This is a genomic window from Streptomyces sp. (genome assembly GCF_036566765.1).
GTDB lineage: Bacteria > Actinomycetota > Actinomycetes > Streptomycetales > Streptomycetaceae > Streptomyces.
The window spans coordinates 1-3,460 of sequence record NZ_DATCVQ010000552.1 but is presented as its reverse complement, the minus strand read 5'-3'; the positions used below and the strand labels follow the sequence as shown (position 1 = coordinate 3,460).

General features: G+C 71.6%; 6 protein-coding genes and 1 pseudogene. All 7 read right to left on the bottom strand.

Going from position 1 to position 3,460, the window contains the following annotated elements:
• Window positions 1-130, bottom strand: a pseudogene (locus VIU94_RS31895) (cytochrome P450); the annotation flags it as partial.
• A gap of 28 nt (window positions 131-158) precedes the next feature.
• Complete coding sequence (locus tag VIU94_RS31890) at window positions 159-1,550, bottom strand: NAD(P)/FAD-dependent oxidoreductase (RefSeq protein ID WP_331916747.1); 1,392 nt, start codon at window positions 1,548-1,550, stop codon at window positions 159-161.
• Window positions 1,540-1,767 carry a ferredoxin gene (locus tag VIU94_RS31885; protein ID WP_331916745.1) on the bottom strand — a complete coding sequence of 76 codons (228 nt, stop codon included), beginning with the start codon at window positions 1,765-1,767 and terminating at the stop codon, window positions 1,540-1,542. The genes VIU94_RS31890 and VIU94_RS31885 overlap by 11 nt, the downstream gene beginning before the upstream one ends.
• Before the next feature lie 108 nt (window positions 1,768-1,875).
• Window positions 1,876-2,514 (bottom strand): hypothetical protein, encoded by a 639-nt coding sequence (locus tag VIU94_RS31880; RefSeq protein WP_331916743.1) that lies wholly within the window; start codon window positions 2,512-2,514, stop codon window positions 1,876-1,878.
• Between the two features lie 90 nt (window positions 2,515-2,604).
• Window positions 2,605-2,970: a hypothetical protein gene (locus VIU94_RS31875; RefSeq protein ID WP_331916741.1), complete on the bottom strand. Its 366-nt coding sequence runs from the start codon at window positions 2,968-2,970 to the stop codon at window positions 2,605-2,607.
• Window positions 2,967-3,248, bottom strand: coding sequence for a DUF397 domain-containing protein (locus VIU94_RS31870; protein ID WP_331916739.1), 282 nt, complete (start codon window positions 3,246-3,248; stop codon window positions 2,967-2,969). The genes VIU94_RS31875 and VIU94_RS31870 overlap by 4 nt, the downstream gene beginning before the upstream one ends.
• Window positions 3,208-3,460, bottom strand: a 253-nt coding sequence (locus VIU94_RS31865; protein WP_331916737.1) for a Scr1 family TA system antitoxin-like transcriptional regulator, incomplete at its 5' end; no start/stop codon positions are given. The genes VIU94_RS31870 and VIU94_RS31865, both read right to left, overlap by 41 nt.

Sequence of the window (3,460 nt, the reverse complement as noted above, 5' to 3'; positions counted from 1 at the left end):
AGTAGGTGCTGACGACGTACGGCCCGCCGTCGTCGTGGTGCACCGGCCTCTTCCGCAGCTCTTCGTAGAGCGGGTACGGGTTGGCGCGGTTGGCGTAGTCCAGGATCTGGTGCAGCAAGGATTGCGTCATGGCGAGTCCTCGTGGCCGTGCGTGCGGGTCAGTGCGCGGGGGTGAACGTCATCCGGCGGTCGGCCGGCGAGTATCCGCTGAGGGTCACAGTGGGGCCGTGGGTGGGGACCGACGGGTCGGGGAAGTCCGCGTCGACCGGCCGCTGGCCGTCCGCGCGCCGGTCGACCGTGGGGAACGGCGGCGGGAACGGCGCGGTGGTCTCGATCAGCTCCTTGTAGAACGGCAGCCACCGGCCGTGGTCGAAGGCGACGGCACCGATGACGCGCCCTTGATACCCGTAGACGCCGACGAAGCGACGGCTCTCCAGTGAGCCCTGCGCGATGAGGATCTCCGTCCCCATGGACGGCACTCCGACCGACTTGATATTGACGCCGAACTGGGAGGACCAGAAGGCTGGCACCTCCATGTGCGGCAGGCGATCGATGCTCTCGCTGAGCATGTTGTGCGCCGCGATCCCCGCCTGGGCGACAGCGTTGCCCCAGTGCTCCAGAGACAGGAACTGGTAGCCGAACAGGGGGTGCGGGCAGCGGGCGACGTCGCCCGCCGCGTAGATGTCGTCGGTGACGATGCCGCGGATGTCGAAGGCGCGACAGCCGGCATCACAGGCGATGCCGCGGGGGCCGGCCCCGAGTCCGGAGCCGGCGAGCCATTCGGTGTTGCGGAGGGCGCCGAGCGAGACGACGACCACGTCGGTCTCCAGGGTGGAGCCGTCGGACAGATGGGCGGCGCGCACCCGTCCCGAGGCGTCGCCCTCCAGAGCGGTCACCATGATCCCGCACCGCAGGTCCACGCCGTGCTCGTGATGAAGACCGGCGGACACCGCGCCGATCACTCCGCCGAGTGCGCCGACCAGGGGAGACGCGCCGCGTTCGGCGACGGTGACGGCGAGGCCGCGCTCGCGGCAGGCGGAGGCGACCTCCGAGCCGGCGAACCCGCCCCCGATGACGAGGACGCGTTTGGGTCCGTCGGCCAGCCGCCGGGCGAGCGCGGCGCCGTGCTCACGGGTCCGCAGGACGAAGACGCCGTCGAGTTCCGCCTCCTCCTCGCGCGGCCACGGGCGTGCCCGGACCCCAGTAGCGATCAGCAGCCGGTCGTACGGCACCTCGTCGCCGTCGGCCAGCCGCACCCGCCGGGCGGCCATGTCCAGGCCGGTGGCGGGAACCCCGAGCCGCCAGGTCGCGTCGACGGCCCGGAGCCTCGGCAGTGCGGTGCGGTCGGCGCGCGCCCCGCCCAGCAGCACCTGCTTGGACAGCGGGGGGCGGTCGTACGGCTCGCAGGGCTCGTCGCCGATCATGGTCAGCGACCCCTCGAAGCCCTTGGCCCGCAGGGTCTCCGCAGCCCGCAGGCCGGCCAGCGAGGCGCCGACGATCACGATGCGGCCCTCGCGCTTGAGCTGCTCCAAGGCTCCGTCACCGTGCACCGGACACCGCCTCGGCCGAAGCGTCGACTGCGTCGACGAGGATGGCCTGGACGGGGCAGGCCGCGGCCGCCTGGGCCAGCTTCGCGCGCTGCGCCTCGTCGGCCTCCGGGTCGTACAGCAGCGCCTCGTCGCCGTGCATCGTGAAGATCTCGGGAGCGAGGAACGCGCACTGCGCATACCCCTGACAGCGGTTCAGATCGACGGCAATCCTGACCACGGGAACGGTCCTCTCCAACGGCCCGGTCGAGTCCCCCGCACACACTCTCGACGGCCGGGCCGGCCGCGGCGACGGGGAGCGGACCGTTCGAGTGAGCGATGCGGCCGGTCAGGTCGAGGCGGTGGACCCTGGCGCGGCAGGACGCCGGCCCCACAGGATGTTCAGGCCCAGGAGCAGCACCCAGGCCGGAAAGACCAGCTCGGCCCAGGGCACGTCCGCTCCCACCACGAGCAACGTCAGGCCCGCCAGATAGCCGAGGACGACGAGCGGACGTGGGAGCGCGCCGAGCCGGCGGCCGATGGTCGAGGTCGTGATGATGAACACCGCGGCCATCCGCATGGCGTACGTGGTCAGCAGGGCATAGGCGACGTCGCGGCCGAAGGACGAGCCCTGCCCGCCCTCGTCGAGAACGGTCCAGGCCGCCGCGGCAGCGCCGAACAGGGTGGCGACGAAGATCAGGCCGCTGCCCAGGAGCACGGTGGAGAGGAACTTGTCCTCGCGCTCGCCCGCCTGCTCGCGCAGGGCCCCCATGAACCACAGGAACGCGATCCCGGCGAACGGGACCAGCTCCAGCGCCGTCCGCACGGCACCCCGCTCTCCGGCGTCGACGGTCACGCCGTCCCCGTCGGCGCCGCCCGGCAGAGCGATGCGCATCAGAACGATCGCGGTGGCCGTCAGGATCGCGAACACCACCCCGGCCACCCCGGCGGCCCTGGGCGTCGCGAGGCGTTTGTACTTCCACTCCATGGATCCAGACACCAGGGATCGCGGGAGTCACGCCACCGGGATCACCCGGGCGGAAGTCCTCGGTGCGCCATACAGGTCAGGCCGGGCGGCCTAGTCCCGCCCGAGCGCGCGGCGCAGCACGCCCTTGGGGGGCGGTTCGGCGGGGACGACCTCCTTCGCGTACTCCAGTTCGCCGACGGAGATCCGGAGCGGGGTCGCGTAGATGTGCGCCGCGCCGCCGTCCCAGTAGGACCTCAGTTGCTCCACGAGCCAGCTCGTCTCTGAGATCCGGAAGACCCGCCGCCCGGCGGACGAGGGCCCGTCCTCGCCGTTCGCGGCGCAAGTCCGCGCCAGCTCGGCGGCGCGGGCGACGGCCTGCTCGCGGCCACCCTCGACGTGAATCGCCCGCCGCAGCTCCTGACGACCATCGGCCCCCGTCCCAGTCTCAACCAGGACGTACCAGTCCCCGCCGCTCATGCGCCGATACGGCCGTGCGCGGCAGCCTCCACGAATACGGAGAACGCGGTGGGGGCGAGGGTGAGGACGGGGCCGGCGGGGTTCTTGGAGTCGCGTACGGCGATGTGGGGGACGAGGTCGGCGACCTCGATGCATTCGCCGCCGTCGGAACCGCTGTAGGTGGACTTGCGCCAAGCGGCGGAGCCGAGGGGGGCGCACTCGACGCAGTCGCCGCCGGTGTCGCCGCTGAAGGACGACTTACGCCAGCGTGCGCCCATCAGGTTCTGGTTGGTCCCCATAGCGTTCCTCCCTCGCCCGGGCAATCAGCGCCGCCGAGTCCTCTACGGAAAGGGCAGCAGCCCGCAGATGATCGTAACGGAGTGAACCCTCCCTGAAGACAGCCGGATTGGCGGTCATGTGCCCCTGTACGAAGTCCTCGGTGTACACGAGATCCGGGTCGTCGTCGAAGCGGAGCAGATTGAAGGAGCCCATCAGCGCTGTGTGCGCACCG

Coding starts and splice junctions, on each gene's coding strand:
- VIU94_RS31880 (WP_331916743.1), bottom strand. CDS start 2,514: ATGGAGTGGAAGTACAAACGCCTCGCGACGCCCAGGGCCGCCGGGGTG.
- VIU94_RS31875 (WP_331916741.1), bottom strand. CDS start 2,970: ATGAGCGGCGGGGACTGGTACGTCCTGGTTGAGACTGGGACGGGGGCC.
- VIU94_RS31870 (WP_331916739.1), bottom strand. CDS start 3,248: ATGGGGACCAACCAGAACCTGATGGGCGCACGCTGGCGTAAGTCGTCC.